Origin of the sequence: Burkholderia sp. FL-7-2-10-S1-D7, assembly GCF_001524185.1 — a bacterium.
Classification (GTDB): domain Bacteria; phylum Pseudomonadota; class Gammaproteobacteria; order Burkholderiales; family Burkholderiaceae; genus Burkholderia; species Burkholderia diffusa.
The window spans coordinates 106,294-129,006 of the sequence record NZ_LOWY01000100.1 but is presented as its reverse complement, the minus strand read 5'-3'; the positions used below and the strand labels follow the sequence as shown (position 1 = coordinate 129,006).

22 protein-coding genes are annotated in these 22,713 nt (G+C 66.9%); 5 read left to right on the top strand and 17 right to left on the bottom strand.

Annotation, left to right across the window (positions count from 1 at the left end; all coding sequences use genetic code 11):
* Positions 1–793: 793 nt before the first annotated feature.
* Entirely contained in the window at positions 794–1,414 is a 621-nt protein-coding gene (locus WS75_RS33065; protein WP_082729772.1) for a hypothetical protein, read from the top strand.
* A gap of 114 nt (positions 1,415–1,528) precedes the next feature.
* On the opposite strand, the gene WS75_RS28645 is transcribed toward WS75_RS33065, so the two are convergent.
* The 3 genes from WS75_RS28645 to WS75_RS28635 form a co-directional block, all read right to left on the bottom strand.
* A complete protein-coding gene (locus tag WS75_RS28645) occupies positions 1,529–2,038 on the bottom strand; it encodes an OmpA family protein (protein ID WP_059685666.1) in 510 nt (169 codons plus the stop codon).
* An 84-nt stretch (positions 2,039–2,122) separates the two neighbouring features.
* Positions 2,123–3,391: a diguanylate cyclase domain-containing protein gene (locus tag WS75_RS28640; protein WP_059685664.1), complete on the bottom strand. Its 1,269-nt coding sequence runs from the start codon at positions 3,389–3,391 to the stop codon at positions 2,123–2,125.
* Positions 3,388–4,098 carry a YfiR family protein gene (locus WS75_RS28635; RefSeq protein WP_059685662.1) on the bottom strand — a complete coding sequence of 237 codons (711 nt, stop codon included), beginning with the start codon at positions 4,096–4,098 and terminating at the stop codon, positions 3,388–3,390. Before WS75_RS28635 ends, WS75_RS28640 begins: the two co-directional genes overlap by 4 nt.
* A 608-nt stretch (positions 4,099–4,706) precedes the next feature.
* Here WS75_RS28635 and WS75_RS28630 point away from each other — a divergent pair.
* Positions 4,707–5,948, top strand: coding sequence for an NAD(P)/FAD-dependent oxidoreductase (locus tag WS75_RS28630; RefSeq protein ID WP_059685660.1), 1,242 nt, complete (start codon positions 4,707–4,709; stop codon positions 5,946–5,948).
* Between the two features lie 16 nt (positions 5,949–5,964).
* Here WS75_RS28630 and WS75_RS28625 read toward each other — a convergent pair whose 3' ends face one another.
* From WS75_RS28625 to WS75_RS28585, 9 genes are all read right to left on the bottom strand, one after another.
* Positions 5,965–6,726, bottom strand: coding sequence for a FadR/GntR family transcriptional regulator (locus WS75_RS28625; protein ID WP_059685658.1), 762 nt, complete (start codon positions 6,724–6,726; stop codon positions 5,965–5,967).
* 71 nt (positions 6,727–6,797) lie between these two features.
* On the bottom strand, positions 6,798–7,688 hold the full coding sequence (locus tag WS75_RS28620) for an amidohydrolase family protein (RefSeq protein ID WP_059686347.1): 891 nt from the start codon (positions 7,686–7,688) through the stop codon (positions 6,798–6,800).
* Between the two features lie 43 nt (positions 7,689–7,731).
* Entirely contained in the window at positions 7,732–8,673 is a 942-nt protein-coding gene (locus WS75_RS28615) for an ABC transporter substrate-binding protein (RefSeq protein WP_059600212.1), read from the bottom strand.
* A gap of 76 nt (positions 8,674–8,749) precedes the next feature.
* On the bottom strand, positions 8,750–9,787 hold the full coding sequence (locus WS75_RS28610) for an ABC transporter permease (RefSeq protein WP_059685655.1): 1,038 nt from the start codon (positions 9,785–9,787) through the stop codon (positions 8,750–8,752).
* A 30-nt stretch (positions 9,788–9,817) separates the two neighbouring features.
* Entirely contained in the window at positions 9,818–11,359 is a 1,542-nt protein-coding gene (locus tag WS75_RS28605) for a sugar ABC transporter ATP-binding protein (RefSeq protein WP_059685653.1), read from the bottom strand.
* 12 nt (positions 11,360–11,371) lie between these two features.
* The gene (locus tag WS75_RS28600; RefSeq protein ID WP_059685651.1) at positions 11,372–12,148 is read right to left on the bottom strand and encodes an SDR family oxidoreductase; all 777 of its coding nucleotides are present in this window, start codon (positions 12,146–12,148) and stop codon (positions 11,372–11,374) included.
* A gap of 67 nt (positions 12,149–12,215) precedes the next feature.
* Complete coding sequence (locus tag WS75_RS28595; protein WP_059685648.1) at positions 12,216–13,493, bottom strand: L-fuconate dehydratase; 1,278 nt, start codon at positions 13,491–13,493, stop codon at positions 12,216–12,218.
* A gap of 23 nt (positions 13,494–13,516) precedes the next feature.
* Positions 13,517–14,359 (bottom strand): ureidoglycolate lyase, encoded by an 843-nt coding sequence (locus WS75_RS28590; protein ID WP_059685645.1) that lies wholly within the window; start codon positions 14,357–14,359, stop codon positions 13,517–13,519.
* A gap of 41 nt (positions 14,360–14,400) precedes the next feature.
* A complete protein-coding gene (locus WS75_RS28585) occupies positions 14,401–15,165 on the bottom strand; it encodes an SDR family oxidoreductase (protein ID WP_059685643.1) in 765 nt (254 codons plus the stop codon).
* A gap of 696 nt (positions 15,166–15,861) precedes the next feature.
* On the opposite strand from WS75_RS28585, the gene WS75_RS28580 reads away from it, so the two are divergent.
* The 3 genes from WS75_RS28580 to WS75_RS28570 all read left to right on the top strand — a co-directional run bounded on the left by WS75_RS28580 (position 15,862) and on the right by WS75_RS28570 (position 17,790).
* Complete coding sequence (locus WS75_RS28580; protein WP_044847789.1) at positions 15,862–16,152, top strand: DUF3331 domain-containing protein; 291 nt, start codon at positions 15,862–15,864, stop codon at positions 16,150–16,152.
* Positions 16,153–16,288: 136 nt separating this feature from the next.
* The gene (locus WS75_RS28575) at positions 16,289–17,275 is read left to right on the top strand and encodes an oxidoreductase (RefSeq protein WP_059686345.1); all 987 of its coding nucleotides are present in this window, start codon (positions 16,289–16,291) and stop codon (positions 17,273–17,275) included.
* Between the two features lie 212 nt (positions 17,276–17,487).
* Entirely contained in the window at positions 17,488–17,790 is a 303-nt protein-coding gene (locus WS75_RS28570) for a DUF4148 domain-containing protein (RefSeq protein ID WP_059447722.1), read from the top strand.
* Positions 17,791–17,982: 192 nt separating this feature from the next.
* Here the strand turns inward: WS75_RS28570 and WS75_RS28565 are convergent, their stop codons facing one another.
* From WS75_RS28565 to WS75_RS28545, 5 genes are all read right to left on the bottom strand, one after another.
* Positions 17,983–19,179, bottom strand: coding sequence for a TauD/TfdA family dioxygenase (locus WS75_RS28565; RefSeq protein WP_059685639.1), 1,197 nt, complete (start codon positions 19,177–19,179; stop codon positions 17,983–17,985).
* Positions 19,180–19,201: 22 nt separating this feature from the next.
* Positions 19,202–20,158: an alpha/beta hydrolase gene (locus tag WS75_RS28560; protein ID WP_059685636.1), complete on the bottom strand. Its 957-nt coding sequence runs from the start codon at positions 20,156–20,158 to the stop codon at positions 19,202–19,204.
* A gap of 43 nt (positions 20,159–20,201) precedes the next feature.
* Positions 20,202–20,690 carry a thioesterase family protein gene (locus WS75_RS28555; protein WP_059685631.1) on the bottom strand — a complete coding sequence of 163 codons (489 nt, stop codon included), beginning with the start codon at positions 20,688–20,690 and terminating at the stop codon, positions 20,202–20,204.
* A gap of 6 nt (positions 20,691–20,696) precedes the next feature.
* Entirely contained in the window at positions 20,697–21,662 is a 966-nt protein-coding gene (locus tag WS75_RS28550) for an L-carnitine dehydrogenase (protein ID WP_059685629.1), read from the bottom strand.
* Positions 21,663–21,749: 87 nt separating this feature from the next.
* On the bottom strand, positions 21,750–22,679 hold the full coding sequence (locus WS75_RS28545; RefSeq protein ID WP_006484708.1) for a 3-keto-5-aminohexanoate cleavage protein: 930 nt from the start codon (positions 22,677–22,679) through the stop codon (positions 21,750–21,752).
* Between the last annotated feature and the right edge of the window lie 34 nt (positions 22,680–22,713).

Below are 22,713 nucleotides of genomic sequence, written 5' to 3'. Positions count from 1 at the left end.
TGTTTAGTCATACGGGCAAAGGCGGCATGACTTGCGCAATCGAACAGCACCCGGGGCGAGGACATGGGACACGCCCGAGACACATGAAGACGGACCTGCGGATGGATGTTGCGTAGCGGGGCCCGGCTCTTGCAGTCCCCAAGGGGGACGTCTGGTTCGGAAAGACATCGTGATGCGTCTTGCATTGCGCAAGCGTTTCGCCTGCCCCGCTTGCCAACTGATCGTTCGGAGGGATGGTCCGACAGCCGTTGGCAAGGCAGCCGAAATTATATGGGGGTTTTTAAATCGTCTGTCAAAAATGCCGTCTCTATGAGGGAAAACACGGAGAAACTTGGCTCGCGCGAGGTGGCGATTCGGGAGCAACCAAGATGGGTAGCGAACGTTTGCGGTGGGTGCAATTGGGTTGCGATTTTGGGTGGGTTGGCGGACAGATTCCTTACCGGGTGTGGGTTTCGGCGATTTTGCGTCACGCGCTGCCGGCTTCTTTGGATGCTTGGAGTCCGATCGTCGAAAACCAATCAACTGACGATTGTGTCGGCACGCACCGAGTCGGGGCGATGTATCTGAGCGGCCAATCCTTCTGTTTGCCGACATCAACCCGCACAACGAAAGCTGTTTGTGATTTTTATGAAATAATTCGCGCTCGCTTCTGCAATCCAGCCAGCCTTCCTGCGAGTCGCCCCCTCCGCGATTCGCAGTCGCTTCAGGGCCGCTTCGACGCTCACACGTCGCCGAGCCGCCAGCCAGTGATCTGCCGTTTTTTCCCAGTACATATCACCTGGTTCGGAGCCCGATGAATCGACCTCTTCGTTTTTCTTCCGCCGCCGCGCTTGCTTGTGCACTTTCCGTTTCTATTGCCGACGCTTCGGACCACGAATCGCTGGTCGAGCATGCTGGCGGTGCCAATGTGTTTCGTTCGGAACGTCGCGCTTCGGCTCGGGATAAGGGACGCGCGGCGCCGACGACTCGGCGTGGGAAGTACGCGGCGCCGGTTGAACGCAGTCCGTTCGATACGCCTGATACGCGGCCGTTGCGGGTTTCGGGCGATACGCTCAAGCCGCAGCCTTCGGTCGAACGCGAGCCCGGTGATTCTGACTGGCCCTCGAATCGCGTCGCGCTCGGCGCGGGCGGCAGCGATAGCTTCGGTCGCGCGTTGCCACGACACGAACAGCGCGCGTTGAACTGGAATGAATATCTGAGGGCCAACGGGTCGCACGCGCCTGGCGGCAGGAATTCGTATGCGCCCACGCGACCTTACGATGCCGCGCGCGGTCCGCACGGTGCGCCGAATCCGCACGATCCGTCAGTGCCGCAGCCGGAGACGCGGACGTTCTATGACAACGGCGCGGGTTCGCATTGCACGGCTACCGGCGGTGCGGGAGCGTCGCGGTCGTCTTGCAATATTGCCTGGTGAAGCAGCGGGCGATCCGCAACGGTCGCACACAGCAAGTTGCACAATCTCAGTCTGGTCACGCACGCAAAGCGCACGATGCGCATCGCCGAACGCCGGCATCGCGTTGAAGCCGCCTCACCTCGGCGACACCACAATCGCCACCCGCCGATTCTGCGTTCTCCCGGCTGGCGTCCGGTTATCCCCCACCGGATCGCTCTTCCCCTTCCCCACAACCGCGATCCGCTTCGCATCCAGCCCGACGTCCACAAGCTCGATCGCCACCACCTCCGCCCGCCGCCGGGACAACTCGAGATCGTAGGCAGCCTGCCCTTCCTCGTCGGAGTACCCGTACACCCGCACCCCGTTGATTCCCGCCGACCTCAACGTCCTGCCAATCCGCTCGACGATCCGCCTGACATCCGGCTTGAGGTTATACCGATCGAAATCGAACAGAATCGGCCCCGTCGACCCGAACTCGAACCCCTGCTCGGTCTCCTGGAACCCGGCCGACTTCAGCGCCGTGACCTGCGTCTGCGTGAGCCCCCGATGAAGCGGCGGCGTCTTGCATCCGCCAAGCAACAGGCACAGAAGCACCGCGCCCGCGACGCACATTCGCCCAATGCTCACAGGCAACGAGTCATCCATGATCGCCCCCTTCGTACGCGCCCGCTTCGCGCGCGCTTATTATCCCGCCGCCGCGGCCTCGCCCACGGCGCGAAACGATAGACATCAAACCCGTCCCGCTACGGCCTCCGCCAGCTGCCACGACCCGGGCCGAGCACGCTTGGCGCGGTACATCGCGGCATCCGACGCGCGCAGCAAGCCGCTCGCGTCGGACGCATGATCGGGATACAGCGCAATACCGGCACTCATCATGGTGGCCACCATGCTCCCGTCGGACAGCTCGATCGACGGCACCATGCCGGACAAAATCTCGTCGGCGATCCGGCACACGCTTTCCGTATCGCGCACAGCCGTCAGCATCACCGCGAATTCATCGCCGCCCAGCCGAGCGACTAGATCGGTCTCGCGCACCTGCGCGCGCAACCGCGCCGCGATGCCGACCAGCGCCGCGTCGCCCGCATCGTGGCCGAGACCGTCATTGATTTCCTTGAAGCGGTCGCAGTCGAGATACAGGACGGCAACTCGCTGTCCCGTCACCACGGCGTCGCAGAGGGCAACCGACAGACGCGACTCGAACTGCACGCGGTTGGGCAGCCCCGTGAGCGCATCGTGCGTCGCCTTGTGTTCGAGCGACGCGTTTTCGTGGCGCAGCGTGTTCTGCCAGTCTTCGAATTCGTCGAGCAACGCATTGAAGTCGTCGCCGAGCTGATTCAGTTCGGCGATCGCCACTGGCTCGACGCGACGCGCGAACGCACGCTCGCGGCGCACGGCGTGCGCGACGTCAGCCAGCGCGCGCAGCGGCGCAACGATGTTGCGCAACAGACGCTTCGAGCTGACATACGCGCCGATCACGCTGACTGCCAGACAACCGAGAATGCCGCCGATGCCACCGATCAGGAACCCGAAGAACTGGTGCCCTCGGCCACGCACGATGACCTGGCCGATGACGATGCCGTCGTGCATCACCGAAGCGCTCACTGGCCCGGGCAGCGCCAGCGTGGCGACGCCGCGCTCGAGAAGGGCGATCCGGCCTTCGTCGGGCAGTTTCCACGTCGCGAACAACTGGCCTTTGCCATCGGTGACGACCACCTGCGCGACGTCCTCGTCGTTGGCGATCGTCGCGATCGCCTCGTTCGCCGCGACGCGGTCGCCGAACACGAGCGCTGCCTCGACCGTGTAACCGAGCGAGCGCGCCAGCAGGTGCAGATTGTTGCCGGCGTACGCACGCAACGCGATCACGGCGACGACGATCAGCGACACGGCGGCCATCGCGACCGCGACGAACGCAAGGCGCAAATGCGCGCGGCGCAACACGCTTTGCAGCGTCGGGCGCGATACACGTGAAGGCGAAATGGCGGGTCCGGAACGTGTCATGGCGTCAGCGTCCGCCGCGCGAGATTGAGCACGTTCGGATGCACGCGCACGCCACTGCGCGCGACGGCGTCGAGATTGATGTCGAACGTGACGCGTTCGCCTTCGACCACGAGACAGAACATGCTGCCCGCGGTGCAGGACGGATCGTGTTCGGCGATGGTCAGCACCGGGCGGCCAACCAGCGCGGTCCTCACCTGCTTTCGCTCTTCGTCTCCGAGCACGCCGAGATACACGACGTCGCATGCGACGCCGAGCGCGGGGTCGTCGAAGCGGACCCGCTGCACGTCGAGCGCGGTCGAGCCGGCCTGCATCGTGCCGGTCAGGTCGCCCGCGTAGTCCGACCTGCCCGTCACGCACAGATGCAGGCGAACGGGCGTCGTCGGCCAGCGCGTGAAACTGATGATGCCGAGCACGACCTGGCGTACGGCCGAGTCGTGTGACGAAAAGGCGGGACTGGTGGGATTGACGGGTGTCGTGGTGGCGACGAGCCGCACCGTGTCGATCGGCTCGTCGGCATCGCCAGGCGCCCCGGCGAGAACGGCGGGCGCGACGCTCAGAGCGCAAACGATTGCGATGCATGCGTGACGTAACACGGCGACTCGGCCTGACCGGCCGAATGCCTTCCGCGCGGTGATTACCGCCGCGCCCGCTGGCGTCGATGCGACCGCATGATGATTCGCGGCCGCCGCGCACATACTCGCATCCATAATGGAAACATCTGCCGCAGTCGTTCCCGGCGCTGCCTCTTCCCGCCATGCGCGTGCCGGCACCGTATCACACGCACGATTGCTTCCATCTTAGGTAAATATTCGTATCCCAAACCAGTGGGATACACCCGCTATTCATGTCGGAAAGTATGGGGAATCGGTGCTGTTCGCGGCGATGCGATGCCGAACGATTCGTCAGCGAACAGGACGAACGTGCGATTCAAACTTCATACGTTCCGCAGAGGTGCGCCGGACTGGTTTCCCCACGCAACGATGCGAAGCCGGTGGACGTTGCCGCGCGATTCCGTCGGCACACGCAACGCATCCGTCACGCGGTGCTCGACACGACGAAGTTGCAATCGCCCCGGAACACATTCCCGTTCCCGTCCTTCACGGACATGGCGGGCTCAGACGACCAGCTGGCAAATTCGATCGAGGCACCCAGTCGCCAGACACCCCCATCGCGCCGGACGAGGGAGTGCGATTCGCACATCACCGCGTTCGCGGGTATCCTTGCTGATCATTCGATTGCAGTTCCGCGCACCCGGCCGAAGCGCGCGTCGCCGACGCCGAGTGTCGATCATCAACCGTCTATCTCGTCTTCCCTCATGGACTTCGACGTAATCGTTCTGGGCGCGGGCATCGTCGGCGTCTCCGCCGCGCTGCACCTGCAGGATCGCGGCCGCAAGGTTGCCCTCGTCGACCGCGGCGCACCCGGCGAAGGCACGAGCTTCGGCAACGCGGGGCTGATCGAGCGCTCGTCGATCGAACCGTATCCGTTCCCGCGCAGCCCGTTCACGCTGATGCGCTATGCGCTCAACCGCTCCACCGATCTCTATTGGCACAGCGCGTCGCTGCCCGCGTTCGCGCCGTGGCTCGCGCGCTTCTGGTGGGAATCGGCGCCGCTGCGTCACGCGGCAGCCTCGCGCGACATGCTGCCGCTGATCGAGCGCTGCATCGTCGAGCACGACGCGCTGATCGCGCGCGCCGGCGCCGGGGAACTGGTGCGCGCCAGCGGCTGGATGGAAGCGTTCCGCACGCCTGCCGCATTCGAGCGCGCGGTCGCCGATGCGGGACTCACCGCGCGCCGCCACGGGCTCGGCATCACACCGCTCGATGCCGCGGCACTTCGCGCACGGGAACCGAGCCTCGCCGCAGGCTTCTGCGGCGCGCTGCACTGGCTCGATCCGAAAAGCGTCGTCGATCCGTCCGCGCTCGTCAAAACCTACGCGCAACTCTTCGTGCAAGGCGGCGGCACGCTGCTCACCGGCGATGCCGCGAGCCTCGACGCGCTGTCGCCCGGCTGGCAGGTCACGACGGACGACGGCAGGATCGCCGCGCCGGCCGTCGTCGTCGCGCTCGGCCCGTGGTCCGACACGGTGTTCGGCAAGTTCGGCTACAAGATTCCGCTGCGCGAGAAGCGCGGCTACCACATGCACTACGCGCCGTCCGAACGCGGCGCGCCGTCGGCGCCGATCGTCGATCGCGAATACGGCTACGTGATCGCGCCGATGCGGCGCGGACTGCGGCTGACCACCGGCGTCGAGATCGCGCGGCGCGGCCTGCCGCCGACGGGCGTGCAGCTCGATCGCGCGGAACGCGTCGCGCGCCCGGTGTTCGGCTTCGGCGAGCGGCTCGACCCGCACCCGTGGCTCGGCTTCCGGCCGTGCACGCCCGACATGCGGCCGGTGATCGGCCCCGCGCCGGCGCATCGCGGCATGTGGTTCTCGTTCGGGCACAACCATCACGGTTTGACGCTCGGCCCCGTCTCCGGCCGCCTGCTGGCCGAGATGATGACCGGCGAGACGCCGTTCACCGATCCGACGCCTTACCGCGCCGACCGCTTCTGATGCCGATCGCCCGCGCTCAGTCGAGGGCGCGGCCGAAAATCCGGATCACTTCGTCGAGATGCTCGGCCATCGCGCGGCGCGCGGCCTCCGGGTCGCGCGCGCGGATTGCATCGAGGATCGCGCGGTGTTCGAGCTCCGACCGATGCGGCATGTCGTTCGGCATGTACAGCGACTGCAGCCGCTGAAACATCAGGTCGTACTTGTGCGCGAGCAGTTGCTTGATCATCAGCGCATACGCGGGGTTGTCGCTGGCTTCCGCGATACGGATATGGAACAGCCGATCGCCCGGATGCGTGAGCGACCCGCTACGGTTGTCTTCCTGGTTGCGCAGGAACGCCTCGTGAATTCCCTCGATCTGCGCGTCCGAGCCGTGTTTCGCGGCGAGCGACGCGGCTTCCGGCTCGATCAGCCGGCGCGCCTGCAACAACGCGAACGGCGGGATTTCGGTATCGAGGTCGATAGCGATCCCGAGCTCCGGATCGATCTCGACGATCGAGAACGGCGCGACCGTCGTGTCGATCCGCGCTTGCGGCGCAGTGGCCGCCTCGGGTTGGCGCACCTTCACGCCGTCGCCGACACGCACGCTGACGAGACCGTTCACCTCGAGCGCGATCAGCGCCTCGCGCACTGATGTGCGCGACACGCCGAACTGCTCGGCCAGCTCGCGCTCGGGCGGGAGGTAACTGCCCGGCGGGAAGTCGCCCGACTCGATCATCGCGCTGAGCTTGTCGGCGATCTGCTGGTAGAGGCGGCGGTTCTGAATCGGCTGGATGGACATACGTTGATACAGGTAAGCGGTTGCGTTGCGGACGGTCTGACGAATGCCGCACCAGACCGATCGGACCTATTCTATATGCCGGGCTTCATATCGTCCGGCACCGCATAGCACCGCGCGGCCGTACCGCCCCACAACGCGTCGCGCTCGGCCGCCGACAACCGCGCCTCTGCCCAGCGCTCGATCAGCGACGCCACTTCGTCGTACGACGCCGCGAGCAGACACACGGGCCAGTCCGAACCGAACATCAGCCGCTGCGGGCCAAACGCGTCGAGCGCCGCATCGAGGCACAGCTCGATGTGGCGGATGTCCTGCGCGCGCAGGCCGCGCCGCCAGTCCGTCTCGGTCACGAGCCCCGACAGCTTGCACACGACGTGCGGCATCGCACCCAGTTCGCGCAACGCCGCGCGCCAGCGTGCGAGCGCGGTGTCGTCGCGGTCGAACTCGGCGAGCGCGGGCTTGCCTGCGTGATCGAGCACGAGCCAGTGCGCATCGTTGCGCGCACAGAACGCGCGCACGTCGCGCAACTGACGTTCGAACACGAGCACGTCGTACACGTAACCGTTCGCCTGCAGCCAGGCGACGCCACGATTGAATGCGGGATCCGCGACGAACGCGCCGACGTCGGCTTCGTCCTGCAGCAGGTGACGAAAGCCGCGCAGCTTCGGGCTGCGCCATTCTCCGATACGCTCGGCGAGCGCCGGCGCACCGAGGTCCTCCCAGCCGACTACCGCCGCGATGCGCGCTTCGTCGCGGGCCAGATCGAGCAGGAATGCCGTCTCGTCGCGTCCGACGCGCGCCTGCACCGCGATCGACGCACCGAACGCCTGCGCACGCATCTGCGGCCACAGCGCGTCGGGCATGTAATCGCGGGCGAGCACGTCCATCCCGGCGCCGATCCATGGAAATTCGGCCGCGCGATAGCGCCAGAAGTGCTGATGAGAATCGATGCGCACTGCGCCCATGGTGTCCTCGCGTTTCGCCGTCGTCCGCCGTGTCACGTCACGTTCAGTCGTACAGCACCGCCGTGATTTTCGGGTCGTCGATGTTGGTCTTGTCGTACCAGTAGAAACCGGTATCGATGACCTTCGGCAGCTTCTCGCCCTTGATCGCCTTCACGGCCGCCTCGACGGTCTTGTAGCCGATCCCGACCGGATTCTGCGTGATCGCGCCGGCCATGATCCCGCTGCGGATCGCATCCTTCTGCTGCTTGCCGGAATCGTAACCGATGATCACGACCTTGCGCTTCATCTCGCGCACGCCGTTCACCACGCCGATCGCCGAGCCTTCGTTGGTGCCGAAAACGCCCTTGAGCTTCGGGTACGCCTGCAGGATCGACTTCGTCACTTCGGTCGACTTCAACTGGTCGCCTTCGCCGTACTGCACGGTCACGATCCGCACCTTCGGGTGCGCCGATTTCATCCGTTCGAGAAAGCCGTCGCGGCGATCGATGCCGGTGCGGCTCGTCTGATCGTGCGCGACCACGGCCACCTCGCCCTCGTCGCCGATCAGCGCGGCGAGCTTGTCGGCGGCGAGCGCGGCGGCGGCCTTGTTGTTGGTCGCGGCGGTCGTCACCGGGATGTCGCTGTCGACGCCCGAGTCGAACGCGATGACCGGGATCTTCTCGGCCTGCGCCTTCTTCAGGAGCGGTAATGCGGCCTTGCTGTCGAGCGCCGCGAAGCCGAGCGCCGCCGGCTTCTTCGCGATCGCGGCGGACAGCATGTCGATCTGCTTGTCGACCATCGCCTCGGTTTCGGGGCCTTCGAACGTCACCTTCACCTTGTAGTCCTTCGCGGCCTGCATCGCACCCGCCTTCACGGCCTGCCAGAATTGATGCTGGAAGCCCTTCGAAATCAGCGGAATGTAGGTTTCCTGCGCCTGCGCGCCCGCCGTCACACCGACGGCGAACGCCAGTCCGACGATCGCGTTCAACACCTTGCTCCTGATCACTTCGCGTCTCCTTGGTTGGTATCGACTGAAATGCCGGGCGGGCCGGCTGTGAAGCACATGTGTGTTCGTGCGTGCGTCAGCGGCGCCGCCGGCGCAGGATGTCCACGTAGACGGCGAGGATGATGATCACGCCCGTGACGACCGTCTGCCATTCCTGCGCGACCGACATAATGCGGAGGCCGTTGGTCAGCACGCTCATGATGAACGCGCCGATGATGGTGCCGACGATGCTGCCCGCGCCGCCCGACAGCGACGTGCCGCCGATCACGACGGCCGCGATCGCATCGAGCTCGTAGCCCTGTCCGAGCGCGGGCTGCGCGGAATTCAGCCGCGACGCGATCAGGAGCCCGGCGATCCCGCACACCGCGCCGCTGAACGTATAGACGGCGATCTTCCACGCGTCGACGTTCACGCCGGACAGCCGCAGCGCTTCCTCGTTGCTGCCGAGCGCGAACGTGTAGCGGCCGAAGATGGTCCGGTTCAGCACGATCGACGCGCCGGCCGCGACGAGGAACAGGATCAGCACCGCGTTCGGAATCGGCAGTGCGGGAATCAGGCTGCCGATCAGCGAATCCTGCGCAATCGACGTGAAGCCCGGCGTGTCGTTGAAGTAGATCGGCCGCGTGCCCGAGATCACGAGCGACAGCCCCTTGAGCAGCATCATCATCCCGAGCGTCGCGATGAACGGAGGCACCTTCATCTTCGCGATCACGAAACCCGACACACTGCCCGACAACGCGCCGAAGCACAGCGCGGCCAGGATCCCGAGCGGCAGCGGCATGCCCCAGTTCGTCAGCACGACGCCGGCCATCACCGCGCAGAACGTCATCAGGGTGCCGACCGACAGGTCGATGCCCGACGAGATGATCACGTAGGTGCACGCGACCGCCAGCACGCCGTTCACGGCGGTGGCCTGCAGGATCGTCACGAGGTTGTCGACTTCGAGGAAGTTCGACGACGCGAAGCTGAAGAACACGATCAGCAGCACGAGGCTCGCGAACGCGAGCAGCTTCTGCCGCGCGGCCGGGTTGAAGAAGCGCGACTTCAGGCTCGATGCGGCGGCCGGCGTGTCGCCGGAAGCCAGGGGCGGGACGGGATGCGTATCGTTGGACATGGTCGGTAGGCGTATGAATCGGCGTCCGAATCAGGACAACACGGTCGACTCGCGCTGCGTGGCGAGCTGCATGATCTTTTCCTGGGTGGCGTCGGCCGCGCGCAGTTCGCCGGTCACGCGCCCTTCGCACATCACGAGAATCCGGTGGCTCATGCGCAGCACCTCGGGCAACTCCGACGAGATCATCACGATCGCCTTGCCGTCGGCGGCGAGCGCGTCGAGCAGCTTGTAGATCTCGCTTTTCGCGCCGACGTCGATGCCGCGCGTCGGCTCGTCGAAGAACAGGATGTCGCAGTCGCGCAGCAGCCACTTCGCGATCACGATCTTCTGCTGGTTGCCGCCCGACAGGAGACGCGCCGGCTGCGCGACCGACGGCGTGCGGATCGCGAGCTGCCGCACGTACGACTGCGCGGTGTCTCGCATCCCGCGCGCATCGAGGAACATGCCGCGGTGCACGAAGCGCTGCATGCTCGACAGCGCGATGTTGTTCTGCACGTCCATCCCGAGCGCGAGCCCGAAGTGCTTGCGGTCCTCCGACAGATAACCGATCCCGTGCGCGACCGCGTCGGCCGGCGTGCGGATCGTCACGGTCTTGCCGTGCACGCGAATCTCGCCCGCGTCGACCGGGTCCGCGCCGAACACCGCGCGTGCAACCTCGGTGCGGCCCGCACCCATCAGCCCCGCGAAGCCGAGAATCTCGCCGCGCCGCACCGTGAAGCCGACGTCGCGGATCGCGCGGCCGCGCGACAGCCTGCGCACTTCGAGCGCGACCTCGTTGGCCGACGTATCGGGCGGCGTGCGGAACGTCGTATCGAGCTGGCGACCGACCATCATCGCGATGATCGCGTCCATCGACGTGTCCGCCATCGGCACGGTCGCGACGTACTTGCCGTCGCGCATCACCGTCACGCGATCGGCGATCTGGCGCAGCTCGTCCATCTTGTGCGAGATGTAGACGATGCCGACGCCGTGCGCGCGCAGGTCGCCGATGATGCGGAACAGCTCGGCGATCTCCGCGTTGTTCAGCGCGGCGGTCGGCTCGTCCATGATCAGCAAGCGCGAGTCGAACGACAGCGCCTTCGCGATCTCGACCATCTGCTGCTTCGCGACCGTCAGCCGGCCGACCGGCGTGCGCGGATCGAGATCGAGCCGCATCCGTTGAAAGATCGCGGCCGCGTCGCGGTTGAGCTTGTCCTCGTCGACGAACACGCCGAAGCGGCCGCGCGGCTCGCGCCCGATGAAGATGTTCTGCGCGACGCTCAGGTGGTTCATCAGGTTCAGCTCCTGATGGATGATGCCGATGCCGAGCGCCTGCGCGGCGCGCGGATCGCCGATCTCCACCGCGCGGCCGTCCATCCGGATCTCGCCTTCGTCCTTCTGATAAACACCCGCGAGAATCTTCATCAACGTCGACTTGCCGGCGCCGTTTTCGCCCATCAGCGCGTGGACTTCGCCGGCATGCAGGTCGAACCGGCAATCGTCGAGCGCCTGCACGCCCGGAAAGCGCTTGCCGATGCCTGTCAGCGCAATCAGCGCGGCGGGTGCGGCGGTCGGGTTCAGATCGGGTTGCATGGCTCGATGGCCTCAACCGATCGCGCGATCGAGATGCGTATAGCCGCCATCGACGAACAGCCACTGGCCCGTCGTGTGCGACGCGCGCGCCGACAGCAGGAACACGGCCGTGTCGGCGATCTCGTCGGCGGTCGTGAAGCGCTTGCCGAGCGGCACCTTGCCGGCGATTTCCGCGAGCTTCGCTTCGGGGTCGTCGAAACCGGCGATCCAGGTCTCGTAGAGCGGCGTCATCACCTCGGCCGGAATCACGGCGTTCACGCGCACGCCGTCGTCGCGCAATGCAACGGCCCATTCGCGCGTCAGCGCGAGTTGCGCGCCCTTCGCTGCGCAATAGCCGCTCGTGTTGCCCTGCCCGGTGACGGCCGTCTTCGACGAGATGTTGACGATCGCGCCGCGCGTCGCCTTCAGGTGCGGCACGCAGTAATGCGCCATCACGTAGTAGTGGATCAGGTTGCGTTGGAGCGATGCGACGAACGCGTCGCGCCCGGCGTCGAGGCCGACGCTGTCGTTGATGGCCGCGTTGTTGACCAGGCCGTCGATGCGGCCGAAGCGCGCGATGGTTTGCGCGACCGCGTCGCGGCATTGCGCGTCGTCCTGCAGTTCGACGGACACGCACGCGGCGCGCGGCTGTTGCTGCGTGAGGGCATGCCAGAAGCCGTCGTCCGGCGTGTGGCGCGCGAATACCACCGGAATCGCGCCTTCGCCGGCCAGCCGCATCGAGATCGCGGCGCCGATGCCCGATGCGCCGCCGGTCACGATCACGATCTTGTCTTGCAGATTCAAATCCACTTCGCGTCTCCGTCGTTCATGTTGTCGTCGCGCGGGCCGCGCGCGGTGCATCGTCGTGCTGCGTGCTTCAGCCGCGGAATCGATACCGCTCCAGCGATTCGGGCTTCATCTCGATCGAGAAGCCGGGCGCCGTCGGCGGCATGTAGGCCGCGCCGCGCACGACGCACGGCTCGACGAAATGCTCGTGCAGGTGGTCGACGTATTCGGTCACGCGCCCCTCCTTCGTGCCGGCAATGCACACGTAGTCGATCATCGACAGATGCTGCACGTATTCGCACAGCCCGACGCCGCCCGCGTGCGGACACACCGCCAGCCCGTATTTCGCGGCCAGCAGCATCACCGCGAGAATCTCGTTGACGCCGCCGAGCCGGCACGCGTCGATCTGCACGATGTCGATCGCGCCGCGCGCGATGAATTGCTTGAACAGTACGCGGTTCTGGCACATCTCGCCGGTCGCGACCTGCACGGGCGCGATCGCCTCGCGGATCTTGCGATGCCCTTCGACGTCGTCGGGGCTCGTCGGTTCCTCGATGAACCACGGTTTCGCGAACGCCAGCTCGCGCACCCAGTCGATCGCTTCGTCCACCTCCCACACCTGGTTCGCGTCGATCATCAGCTTGCGCTCCGGGCCGATCACCTCGCGCGCGATCGTCACGCGACGGATGTCGTCCTCCAGGTTCGCGCCCACCTTCAGCTTCACGTAGTCGAAACCGGCGTCCACCGCTTCGCGGCACAACCGACGCAGCTTGTCGTCGCTGTAGCCGAGCCAGCCCGCCGACGTCGTGTAGCACGGGTAGCCTTCGCGCTCGAGCGTCGCGATCCGCGCCGCCTTGCCCGGCGCCTGCCGTCGCAGCAGGTCGAGCGCTTCGGCCTGCGTCAGGCAGTCGGTCAGGTAGCGGAAATCGATCGCGCGCACGATCTCCTCGGGGCTCATGTCCGCGACGAGCCGCCACAGCGGCTTGCCCACCGACTTCGCCCACAAATCCCACACAGCGTTGACGACGGCGCCCGTCGCCAGATGGATCGCGCCCTTGTCGGGGCCGATCCAGCGCAACTGGCTGTCCGACGTCACGTGCCGCCAGAAGCGGCCCATGTCCTCGCGGATCCAGTCGAGGTCGAGGCCGACGACGAGGTGACGCATCGCGTCGATCGCCGCGCAGCAGATTTCGTTGCCGCGCCCGATGGTGAACGTGAGCCCGTGGCCTTCGAGCCCGTCGTGGTCGGTTTCGAGCACGACGTAGGCCGCCGAATAATCGGGGTCCGGATTCATCGCATCGGAGCCGTCGAGCTGCTGCGAGGTCGGGAAGCGCACGTCGAGGACGCGCATCGATCGAATGATAGGCATGACGAACGGTCCGTAAAAGGAAATCAGGCCTGCACGGTGCGCTGGCGCTGCTCGCCGAGCCCGTCGATGCCGAGCGTGATCACCTGCCCGGCGCGCAGATAGACCGGCGGCTTCTGTCCGAGGCCGACGCCCGGCGGCGTGCCGGTCGAGATCACGTCGCCCGGCTGCAGGCTCATGAAGCGGCTCAGATAGCTGATCAGGTGCGGCACGCGGAACACCATCGTCGCGGTCGTGCCGTTCTGGTAGCGGCGGCCGTCCACCTCGAGCCACAGCCGCAGCGCGTGCGGATCGGGCACTTCGTCGGCCGTCACGAGCCACGGGCCGAGCGGGCCGAACGTGTCGTTGCCCTTGCCCTTGTCCCACGTGCCGCCGCGCTCGAGCTGGTATTCGCGCTCCGACACGTCGTTCACCACGCAGTAGCCGGCGACGTGCGACAGCGCGTCGGCTTCGTCGATGTAGCGGCCGCCCTGGCCGATCACCACGCCGAGCTCGACTTCCCAGTCGGTCTTCTCCGAGCCGCGCGGAATCTCGACGTCGTCGTTCGGCCCCGAGATCGCGCTCGTCCATTTGCCGAACACGACCGGCTCCTTCGGGACTTCCATCCCCGATTCGGCCGCGTGGTCCGAATAGTTGAGCCCGATGCAGATGAACTTGCCGACGCGGCCGACGCACGCGCCAAGCCGCGGCGTGCCTTCGACGCGCGGCAGCGACGACGGGTCGATGTCACGCAGCCGCGCGAGCGACGCGGGTGTGAGCGCATCGCCTGCGATATCGTCGATCACGCCGGACAGGTCTCGAATATGGCCCTGCGCATCGAGCAGGCCCGGCTTTTCATGGTGTTTGTCGCCAAATCTCAGCAGTTTCATGTCGTCTCGAGCGGAAACGGAAAGTGAAGGGGAAGGCGCGGTCAGTTCGACCAGCCGCCATCGATCAGGTGAATCGCGCCGGTCGTAAACGACGCTTCGTCGGACGCGAGGTACAGCGCGAGCGCGGCCACTTCTTCCGCGGTGCCGATGCGGCCGATCGGCTGGCGCGCGACGAACGCCTGGCGCACCTCGTCGGTCGACACGTGGCGCGTGCGCGCCTGCTCGGCGATCCGCTGCGCCAGCGACGGCGATTCGATCGTGCCCGGGCAGATCGCGTTGCAGCGGATGCCCCGCTCGACGAAATCGGCAGCGACGGCCTTGGTCAGGCCGATCACGGCCGCCTTGGTGGTGCCGTAGACGAAGCGGTTCGGCACGCCCTTCACGCTCGACGCGGCCGATGCCATGTTGATGATCGACGCGCCGCCCGCTTCCAGCATCGCCGGCAGCAGCGCGCGGATCAGCCGGTACATCGACGTGACGTTGAGGTTCAGCGAGAACGCCCACGCGGCCTCGTCGCAATCGAGGATCGAGCCGTGGTGCACGAACCCCGCGCAGTTGAAGAGCACGTCGAACGCGCGCGCCTGCGCGGCGAGTGCCGAAACGTCGCTCGCATCGGTCACGTCGAGCCGCCGCGTGGCCAGCCTGCCGCCTGCACGTTCGGCGTCGGCCGCGAGTTGCGCGAGCGCGGCCTCGTTGATGTCGGTCGCCAGCACGTCGGCCCCCTCGCTTGCGAACCGCAGCGCGGTCGCGCGGCCGATACCCTGCCCGGCCGCCGTCACCAGCGCGCGCTTGCCCTGCAATCTCATGAGCACCACTCCTGTAGAAGCCGGCCAAGCCGACTGATTGGCACAAAGGACCAAAGGTCCAACCAATCATAGGACAGATTCCGGATTTGTCACGATCGCGTGATTCAGTATTTTCCCGAACGGCAAAATCGGGCCGGCGGCGGTGCCCCGGACTTCGGCGACCGTCTTTTTCTGATTGCGGCGATCAACCACTTGTCCCGCAAAGCCAATGCCGGCGGGGTTTGCGCCGGCCGCGGGTGCCTGGGTCGCGCCGCCGTCGCGGCGAAACTGACAAAAAAGTCATGTTCCCGTCAGGGTGTCAACGGGGCGCGCGCGCGATCATGACGTTGCCGGACCGCGCTTCCCGGACCACCGCACCCCGCCCGTCGCCGATCCCTGACGGGCACCTCCGTCCCCCGCGGTGTCCACGTGACTGAGCGAGCAGACACGGTGGCGCGGGCCGATTTTCCGCCCCGGGCGTTCGCGTCCGGGGCGCTTTTGTCGTCGGTCTTACACGCTTTTGTCGTTGGTTTTTCAAGAAAATGCGCGTCGATTGTTTCTAAATCGACAAAAGGTAATTTGAGCCAGACAGGATGTTTTTTCCGGTCACAGACGCTTACATTTAGCGCACCACTCATGGAAACCGCTACGGAATCGCCGTCGGGTAGTGACATCCACTGCCACGGCCGAAACCGCACGAGCTTTAGGAAACGGCAAATGAAGGCCTCCAAATCCCTGCCTGTGCTCGATCCCGCCGACGTCCACGTCGAAATTCTGGAACGCTCCGATACGCTGCTCGTCGTTCGCTGGGTCGAACCCGGCCGCTGTCATTACGGCGAGCAGCGCTGGCGCCGCCGCTTCGCGCAGCGCACCGGCACCTGTGCGCTGTCGCGCCAGGTCATCCAGCGCGGCGACGAAGTCTTCCGCCCGGCCGAGCGCCCGGCACCGGCGAACGCGGCCGCGATGATCTCCGCCGCCGAAGTGCTGGCCCTGGCCGGCAGCCGATAACGCGCGACGCGCAAGCCGGCGTAGAACCACCGGTCTAGTTCCCCGCTTGTCTGCCCCGCCCGCGCGGACTATCGTTACAGCATTCAATGTAATGATTACGCGTCGTGGCGCACCGGCCGCGCCGATGGAGGCAGACATGCATGCATGGAGCGCGCGCCACGTCCCCCCGCAAGGCGGCAAAGTCGCGGTCGTGACCGGCGCCAACAGCGGGCTCGGCTGGCACATCGCGGAAACGCTGGCCGCCAAGGGCGCGACCGTCGTGATGGGCTGCCGCGACGCCGCGCGCGCCGCGCAGGCCGCCGATGCGATCCGGCGGTTCCATCCCGCCGCACGCGTCGAAGTCGATCCGCTCGACCTCGCCGATCTCGCGTCGATCCAGCGCTTCGCCGCCGACGTATCCGACCGCCACGGCCGCGTCGACATCCTCTGCAACAATGCAGGCGTGATGTTCCTGCCGCTGCGGCACACGCAAGACGGCTTCGAGATGCAGTTCGGCACCAACCACCTCGGCCATTTCGCGTTGACCGGCCATCTGCTCCCTGCGCTACGCGCCGCGCGGCGCGCGCGGGTCGTGACGATGTCGAGCGGCTTGAGCCGCGGCGGCCGGATCCGCGTCGACGACCTTCGGGCCGAACACCGCTACAACCGTTATCTCGCATACTGCGACAGCAAGCTCGCCAACCTAGTGTTCGCGATCGAACTGCAGCGCCGCTTCCAGCGCGCGGCGTTCGCGGGCATCAGCGTCGCCGCGCATCCCGGCTACGCGGCGACCAATCTGCAGTTCGCGGGCCCCGCGATGGACCGTTCGCCCACGCGCGCCGCGCTGATGCGCGCGGCGAACCGTTATCTCGCGCAACCGGCCGACCAGGGTGCGCTTCCGGCGATTCACGCGGCGACGTCGCCCGACCTCACCGGCGGCTCGTACATCGGACCGTCCGGCTGGTTCGAGTCGCGCGGCCTGCCGGCACTGGCAAGCGTGCCGCGCGCGGCACGCGATGTGGCGACCGCCGCGCTGCTGTGGGCGGCCTCCGAAGCCGCGACGGGCGTGCGTTTCCTGAGCTCCGGCGTGGCCGCAGCTCGCCTGCCCGCCACGCCGCTCGACACGTCGGCCGAGGCACGTTGAATCGCGCCCCTTGCCTCGGTATTCATCATACTTATTACACTTACAGAAACGAAAGCTTGGCGAAAGCCTGATTGGCCGGCCCACTGTTACCAGTCCGGAAACAATCTATCGTCAAAATCAGCGTTTACCCTCAACCGCCCGGTGACTAAGATTTAGTCAATCGCTGCAGACATGGTGTCGCAAGCGAATCCAATAAAACACCGGAGGTCATCATGAAATCGCTCGTTTCCGCAGTTGTTGCCGCTGTCGCCCTGTCCGCTTCGTTCGGCGCTTTCGCACAAAGCACCGTGACCCGCGCACAAGTCCGCAACGAACTGGTCCAGCTCGAACAAGCCGGCTACAAGCCGGGCGTGTCGAGCCCGTATTACCCGAACGACATCCAGTCGGCGGAAGCGCGTGTTCATGGTGCCGACGCCAGCGGCTACGGCGCTCAACCGGCTCCGGTCGTCCACTCGGGCGCCCCGGCTGCCGCAGCGTCGTCGAACGCTCGCGACTCGATCTTCTTCGGCCAGTAAGCCGACGCGCCCTGACGGGCGCACCGCGCCCGGCGCGACGAAGCTGTACCCGGACGAGCCCCTGATGCGGGCTCGTCTTTTTTTGTGAAACGCAAACCTCCGCCGCCCGGCAGCGGGTGGCTTCGCCCGGGCGCGCTGCGTCCGGGCGCTTTTTCCGCCACGAGGTATGCGTGGCGATGCCGTATGCGCCGGTCAACGCCCCGCGGCTGCCGCAGGCGCCGCACGCGACAGCACGCGCCAGCGCGACAGCAGTTCGTCGCGATCGACGTAACAGCCCTGCAGATGCCGGCGGCCCGTCGACGGATCGAACTCGGTGCGCGCATGCAGCACGCGCCGGTTGTCGAACGCCCACATGTCGCCCGCCCGCAGCCGGCGCTGCACCCGGAAACGTGGCTCGCGCGCGAGCCCGAGAAACCGCCGGTACGCGCGGTAGATGGCCGCGACCGATCCGGCCGGCGCATCGAGCGGCCCGCGCAGGAAATTCGCGACGCGCACTTCCGTCACGTTGCCGCGTGCATCGAGGCCGATCACCGGCGCCGAGCAGCGGTAGTCGCTGTTCGCACTCTTGTTCCAGAACTCGAACGGCGTCGAGGCAAGGTGTTCGAAATCGGCCGGATAGTCGCGCCGCAGCGCTTCCGCGAGCGCAAAGCCGTCGAGGAAGATGCTGTCTCCGCCGGTTGCGTCGTTCGCGAGGCAATGCAGGAACTGCACGCCCGGCTGCAATTCACGCGTCGGCAGGTCGGTGTGCGGCGGCAGGTTGAGCGACGTATAGGCATTGCTGTCCGGTCGCGGCTTCGACTCGACATCGAACAGCACGCCGAAATTGCTTTCGCGGATCAGACCGACACGACGCGCGATCTCGTCGACCCGGCCGCGTTCGGCCGGCACGCCCTCGACGAGCGTCAACCCCGTGCGCTGCAACGCGGCGAGCCACGCGCGCAACGCGCCGTCGTCCTCCATCACGTCACGCCACGCGAACACCCCGATCGCCGTCGCATCGTCGCCGGCCCACACGTGCCGCCCGTGCGCGGCCTGGCGTTCCGCGCGCGACGCATCGTCGTATGCATGCGCGCGCAACCATCCCGGCGACCAGGTACTGCGATGCCCGTCGTTCCACTCGACATGCAGCGCGCCGTCGGTGTCGACATGCACGGCGAGCGCCGACAGATCCTCGCGCGCGTCGGCGATCTCGAACACCTGTTCGCGCGTGAGCGCATGCACGCACGCGGAACACGCGCAGTTGTCGCGCAGCCAGTCGAAGTGAAACGGCGATCGTCGCGTGTCGCTCCACTCGACGTTCACCGCTCCATCGCCAATCGTCGCCGCCGCAATGGCCGCGTCGGCGGAATAGGTCCGCCAGTCCTCGATACGGTGTTGCGCTGCCTGCATCGTTGTCTCCCGGAAACGCCTGCTACGCGTGTGGTGCGAGCAGAAACCCGCCGATCATCCGGTGCATCCGCGCCGCCTGCGGGCTCGTTCCGAGCGCGCGCCAGCAGCCATGCACCAGCCCCTCTCCCCTCCAGTAACGCGCGGCGCCGCCGGCCGCACGGATTCGTTCGACATAGACGCGCGCATCGTCGCGCAGCGGATCGTGTTCAGCGCCGATCGCGAGCATGGGCGGCAGCCCGTCGAAGTGCGACGCCGCGAGCGGCACCGATGCACGCAGCAGCGGATCGTCGTTCAATGCGGTTTCATCCGCATCGCCCCAGTACAGCGCGCGATAACGATGGACGTCGTCGAGCGTCAGCATCGGCGCGTGCGCTTCCGTTTCGCGCGCCGGCGATTGCGGTTCGATGCCGAGCATCGGATATACGAGTGCGATCCCGTCGATGCCGCCTTCGCCCGCGTCGCGCAGCGCGGTCGCGACGGCCGCCGCGAGATTGCCGCCCGCGCTGTCGCCCGCGAGTGTCAGCGGTCGCGCGCACGAGTCGAACGGCCAGCGGACCGCGTCGCGCGCGGCACACGTGACGGCCAGGCAATCCTCGAGCGCGGCCGGCGCACGATGCTCGGGCGCGAGCCGGTAGTCGACCGCGATGACGGCAAGCCCCGTGTCGGCCGCCAGTTGCGCCGTGATCAGCGCGTGACTGTCGAGCGAGCCGACGACGAAGCCGCCGCCATGAAAGAACAGCACGGTGCCGCGCGGCTCGCCCTGCGCGGGTGCGTAGCGCCGTAGCGCGATCGCGCGTCCGTCCGGTGCATGCCACACGGCGTCGTGCCGCACGATGCCGGCCGGCAGTTCGGCGGGCGTCCATGCGGCCGCGAAGCGATCGTAGACGCGGCGTTGCTCGACGGGCGAGCGCGCCGCCGCGTCGGCCGGATACCACGCGTCGACGGCCGCAACGAACGCCGCGATTTCCGGTTCGAGCATCGTGTGCGCTCCGCAGTCGACGGTCGAAAGTTGAACGCCGACGCTAGCGACGCGGCGGCAGTCCGATCACGCGGCCCGCATACGCGGGCGCCGCGCAATCGCGCTGCAACGCATGCAGTTCGGCCACGCGCGCGGCGACGTCGTCGTCGAACGGCGCCGATTTCGCGCCGTCGCGCGTGTCGACGTGCAGCAGCATCTGCTCGCTCGCCGACACCGCGCCGTCATGGCCGTGTGCGAACAGCTCGAGATACAGATGCAGCCGCTTCGCGTCGTGCGCGAGCACCCGCGCGTCAACGCGCACGCGCGTGCCCTCCTTGATCTCCTGCAGATAGTTCACGTGCGCCTCGAGCGTGTAGACCGAACGGCACCGCTCGCGACGCGCGGCGTCGTCGAGGCCGATGCGCTCGAGCAGCGCATCGGTCGCGAAGCTGAAGATCAGCAGATAGAACGCGTCGCGCAGGTGGCCGTTGTAGTCGACCCACTCGGGCCGCACGACGTCGTGGTAAATCGTCAGCGGGGTATCGCCGGTCATGTTGGTTCAGTCCTCGAATCGCATCCCGTGCCGCGCCTTCACCGCGGCGATCGCCTTCAGCACCTCGGTGATGCACTCGTCGCGATAGCGTTCGAGTTCCTTGATGCTGCGCGTGCCCTGCTGCTCGCTCGTGCCTTCGACGACGCTGTCGATCAGTTCGTCGGTCAGCTTCGGCGCGACCAGCTTCGTCCATGGCAGTTCGAGCGCGGGGCCGAACTGCTGCATGAAGTGTCGCATGCCTGCGTCGCCGCCAGCGAGCGTGTAGGTCAGGAACGTGCCCATGAACGACCAGCGGATGCCCGCGCCGAAACGGATCGCATCGTCGATCTCGCCAGTCGTCGCGACGCCTTCGTTGACGAGATGGAGCGCCTCGCGCCACAGCGCTTCGAGCAGCCGGTCCGCGATGAAGCCCGGCACCTCCTTGCGCACGTGCAGCGGCCGCATGCCGAGCTTGCGATAGATCGCCATCGCCGCCTCGACCGCTTCCGGCGACGTGCGCGCGCCGCCGAGCACCTCGACGAGCGGCAGCAGGTAGACCGGATTGAACGGATGGCCGACCACGCAGCGCTCCGGATGCGTCGCGCGCGCGTAGAAGTCGGTCGGCAGCAGCCCCGATGTCGATGACGCGATGATCGCGTCGGGCTTCGCCGCGCGGCTGATCTGTTCGTGCAGTTCGAGCTTCAGCGCCTCGCGCTCGGGCGCGCTTTCCTGGATGAAGTCCGCGTCGGCGACGCAGGCCTCGATCGTCGACTCGAAGCGCAGCCGTGCGGGATCGGCGCCCGGTGCGAGGCCGACGCGTTCGAGCGCAGGCCAGGCATTCGCGACGTTCGCGCGCAACCGCGCCTCGGCGCCCGGCGCGGGGTCCCACACGACCACGTCGAGACCGTGCGCGAGCGCACGGCAAATCCATCCGCTGCCGATCACACCGGTGCCGATCGCGGCGAACGTCTTGATGTCGGTCTTCACTGCCATGTCAATGCATCCTTCAGATCGAGGGAAATCGAACGGCGGCCGCGCTCGTGCGCGCCGCCGCATTGAATCGGAATCAGCCGTGAACGCTCACGCGAATTCGGCCACCGCGCGGCGTTCGAGCAGACGCTCGCCGCGCGCCGGCAGGCCGAGCTTGCGACGCCCTTCGGCCGGCGTCAGCACGCGGCCGCCGAGGCGCTCGACGATTTCCCGTGCACGCTCGACGAGCGTGCCGTTGGTCGCATGCACGCCGCGATCGAGCCAGATGTTGTCTTCGAGGCCGACGCGCACGTGACCGCCGAGCAGCATCGCCTGCGCGACCATCGGCATCTGCATGCGGCCGATCCCGAAGCCGGCCCAGTGCGCGCCCGGCGGCAGGTTGTCGACCATCGCCTTCATCGTGCCGGTGTCGGCCGGCGCGCCCCACGGAATGCCGAGGCACAGCTGGAACAGTGGCGGATCGTCGAGCAGCCCTTCCTTCAGCAATTGCTTCGCGAACCACAGATGGCCCGTATCGAAGATTTCCAGCTCCGGCTTCACGCCGAGTTCCTGGATGCGCTTCGCGCCGGCGCGCAGTTGCGCGGGTGTCGATACGTAGATGTAGTCGCCGTCGCCGAAATTCAGCGTGCCGCAATCGAGCGTGCAGATTTCCGGCAGCAGTTCCTCGACGTGCGCGAGGCGCGTGAGGCCGCCGACAAGATCGGTGCCCTTGCCGAAGCGCATCGGGTCCTCGCCCGGGCCGATCTCCAGATCGCCGCCCATGCCGGCCGTCAGGTTGATGATCACGTCGACGTCTGCCGAGCGGATCCGGTCGACCACTTCGCGGTACAGGTTCGGGTCGCGGCTGCCGCGGCCCGTCTGCGGATCGCGCACGTGGCAGTGCGCAACTGTCGCGCCGGCCTTCGCCGCTTCGATCGCGGCGGCCGCGATTTCCTTCGGCGTGACCGGAATCGCCGGATGCTTGCCGACGGTATCGCCCGCGCCGGTCACCGCGCAGGTGATGATGACTTCGTGGTTCATGCTGAATGCCCTCGCTTGATTCGGTTCGTGTCGC